The organism is Streptomyces sp. NPDC002125 (genome assembly GCF_053593715.1).
In genome coordinates, this window is the sequence record NZ_JBSFDD010000075.1 from 1 (window position 1) to 3,517 (window position 3,517).

At 70.7% G+C, this 3,517-nt stretch carries 1 protein-coding gene; it reads left to right on the forward strand.

The window, feature by feature from the left end:
* Positions 1 to 49: 49 nt before the first annotated feature.
* A partial coding sequence (locus tag ACWCQM_RS40815) for an SDR family NAD(P)-dependent oxidoreductase (protein ID WP_450920121.1) occupies positions 50 to 3,517 on the forward strand: 3,468 nt, incomplete at its 3' end.

Genomic DNA, 3,517 nt, shown 5'->3' on the forward strand with positions numbered 1-3,517 from the left:
TGTGGATGTGGACTGGTCTGCGGCGTTCGTGGGGGCGGGTGCGTCGCGGGTGGATCTGCCGACGTATGCCTTCCAACGCCAACGCTACTGGCTCGAGAACGGCCCCGAGTCCGGCGGCGACGTGAGCTCGGTCGGCCTTGTCTCAGCCGACCACCCCATGCTCGGGGCAGCCGTGGACGTCGCGGGACCCGGCGGAGTCCTTTACACCGCCCGACTGTCTCTGAAGACGCATCCGTGGCTGGCGGACCACCGCATCGGAGACGCGGCTGTGCTTCCCGGCTCGGCGCTGATGGACGTGCTTACCCACGTGGGTGAGCACGTGCACGCCCCGGTCATCGAGGAGCTGACCGTCTCCGCGCCCATCGTTGTTCCAGCCGCAGGAAGCACGACGATTCAGCTGAGGGTTGCTGCAACCGGCGACGACGACCGGCGTCGGTCGGTGCAGATCCACTCCCGGATCACGGCCGAGCTCCCGGCCGGGACAGACACCGCTACCGGCGACGGAATCGCTCGGGACGAGTGGACCGAGCACGCCACCGCCCTGCTGGCCATCCGGGACGATGCGTGGGACGACACCGAGGCGCACACCGCCTCCGAGTTCGCCTCCTGGCCTCCGCGGAGCGCGATCGAACTGACCGAACCGGCACTGCTGGGCGTGCGGGGCGCATGGCAAGCCGAGTCACGGGTGTACGTGGACGTGAGCCTGCCGGAGACCGCCGAGGGCCGTGACGCCGACGGGTACGGGGTGCACCCGGCCGCTCTGGAGACGGCCCTGCGACTCATCGTCCGGCTCGGCCGCGTACCAGGTCTCTCCGATGCCACCGGCCTCGCCGGGTCGTGCCTGGCACATGAGTGGACGGCAGTACGGGCGTACGCGAAGGGCGCGCGCTCCCTGCGGGTATGTCTGACGCCCACGGGTGGGTGCACCGTGGCGATCAGTGCCGCCGATGACACCGGGGCTCCGGTGCTCAGCGTCGGCGCGGTCGTTCTGCGTACCGTCTCCCCGCACGAACTGCTCACCGAGAGCCCGTACGGGCGCGACGCCTTGTTCGAGGTCGAGTGGGTACCGGCGGCGAGCCACCGTGCGGCGGAACTGGACGACTGGTGTTCGTACGATGACCTGACGGACGGTAGGGCGATGCCGCCGGTCGTCGTGTTCGAACCCGGGACCGGCGACCCGGACAGCTCACTGCCCGAGCGGGTGCACGCTGTTGGGCTGCGCGTCCTCGACGTGCTCCAGGAGTGGCTGGCTAATCCGGCGTCGGCTTCGTCCCGTCTGGTCGTGGCGACGGCGACCGCCCTGGCCCCCGTACCGGCGCTGCCGGCAGGACGGGACGCCGAGCTCGTGGCCGAGCCGATCCGCGGCCTGGTGCGCTCCGCCCAGTCGGAGAACCCAGGGCGGTTCGTGCTCCTCGAATCCGACCGGGTCGACGCCGAGGCAGTGCGTAAGGGCCTGGCGGCGGCCGGTGCGGAGGAGCCACGTATCGCGGTTCGCGACGGCCGCGCCTACATCCCCCGCCTGCGCCGTGCGGAGCCGCCCGCGCCGCCTGCTGCCGACCTGGGCATCGCTGATGGGGCGGTGCTGGTGACCGGCGCTACCGGGGGGCTGGGGCGCCTGGTGACCCGGCATCTCGCCGAGGCCCACGGCGTGACCGAGATGGTGCTGGTCTCACGCTCCGGGCCGGATGAGCAGTGGGCCGACGCACTGGCCGCGCTGGGCGTATCGGTACGGATGGTGGCCGCCGACGTCGCGGACCGCGAGGCCATGGCCGACATCGTCGACTCGCTTGGCGAACGGCTGACAGGTGTTGTCCACATCGCCGGCATCGTCGATGACGCAGTGGTCGCCACCATGGAATCGACGCAGTGGCACGCGGTACTGAGGCCCAAGGTCGACGCGGCCTGGCACCTGCACGAGCTGACGGCAGACCTCGTCCTTCGCGCCTTCGTGCTCTTCTCCGCGGCCGCCTCTCCCTTCGGTGGTGCGGGACAGGGCAACTACGCTGCGGGCAACGCCTTCCTCGACGCCCTGGCCACACACCGGCATGCACTCGGACTGCCCGCCGTCTCCATGGCCTGGGGGCTGTGGGGGCCCGAGAGCGGCGGCATGGGCGGACGGCTCAGCGACACCGACCTGACACGGATGGCCCGGGTCGGCATCCTCCCCCTCTCCGCCGAGCAGGGCCTGGCGCTGTTCGACGCCGGACTCGCTTCCGGGAAGCCGGCGCTCGTACCCGTACGACTGGACCTGTCCGCCCTCCGCGACAACGGTCAGACACCGGCCCTGCTACGCGGCTTGGTGCAGGCCCCCGCCAGGCGTGCGGTGAACAGGGGCGACACGGGGGCGAACACCCGCCCCGGAACGCCGGCGGACATCCTCGCCGAGCGGCTGACCGGAATGACGCCGGCCGACCGGCACAAGCATCTGCTCGGCCTGGTACGCGACAGCGCCGCCACGGTGCTGGGCTACGCATCGGCCCATGCCATCGACTCCCACAAGCCCTTCAAGGACGTCGGCTTCGACTCTCTGACCGCTGTCGAACTGCGCAACCAGCTCGCTGCGACGACCGGTCTCACACTCTCGGCGACCCTGGTCTTCGACTACGCGACGCCCACCGCACTCGCCCAGTTCCTGAACACCGAACTTCTCGGCACGCCCGACGGCAACGCCACCGTGGTGCAGGCCGCGGAGGGGGCCGCCGCGTCGGCCCCCTCCGCCGCGACCGACGACGATCCGGTCGTCATCGTCGGCATGGGCTGCCGCTTCCCCGGCGGCGCGAACTCCCCCGAGGAGCTCTGGCGGCTGCTGGCCTCCGGCGACGACGCCGTCGGTGACTTCCCGCAGGACCGGGGCTGGAACATGGAGACCCTGTTCGACCCCGATCCCGACCGCATCGGCAAGAGCTACGTCCATGAGGGCTCCTTCCTCGAGGGCGTGGCCGAGTTCGACCCCGGATTCTTCGGAATCGCACCGCGTGAGGCACTGGCCATGGACCCGCAGCAGCGGCTGCTGCTGGAGACGGCCTGGGAGGCGATCGAACGGGCCGGTATCGACCCGTCCTCGCTGCGCGGCAGCAGGACCGGCGTCTTCGCCGGTACGAACGGTCAGGACTACAGTGCTTTGTTGCACCGTTCCCCCAAGGAGTCGGACGGCTACCTCGCCACCGGCATCTCCGCCAGTGTGGTGTCGGGCCGCCTGTCGTACACCTTGGGTCTTGAGGGCCCGGCGGTATCCGTGGACACCGCATGCTCCTCCTCGCTGGTCACCCTGCACCTGGCCGCGCAGGCGCTACGGGCCCGGGAGTGCACGCTCGCGTTGGCGGGCGGCGTCACCGTCATGTCCACTCCTGGACTGTTCGTGGAGTTCAGCCGGCAGCGGGCCCTGTCGCCGGATGGCCGCTGCAAGTCCTTCTCCGACGACTCGGACGGTACGGGTTGGGGTGAGGGTGCGGGGATGTTGTTGCTGGAGCGGTTGTCGGATGCGCGGCGTAACGGTCATCCGGTGCTGGCGGTGGTG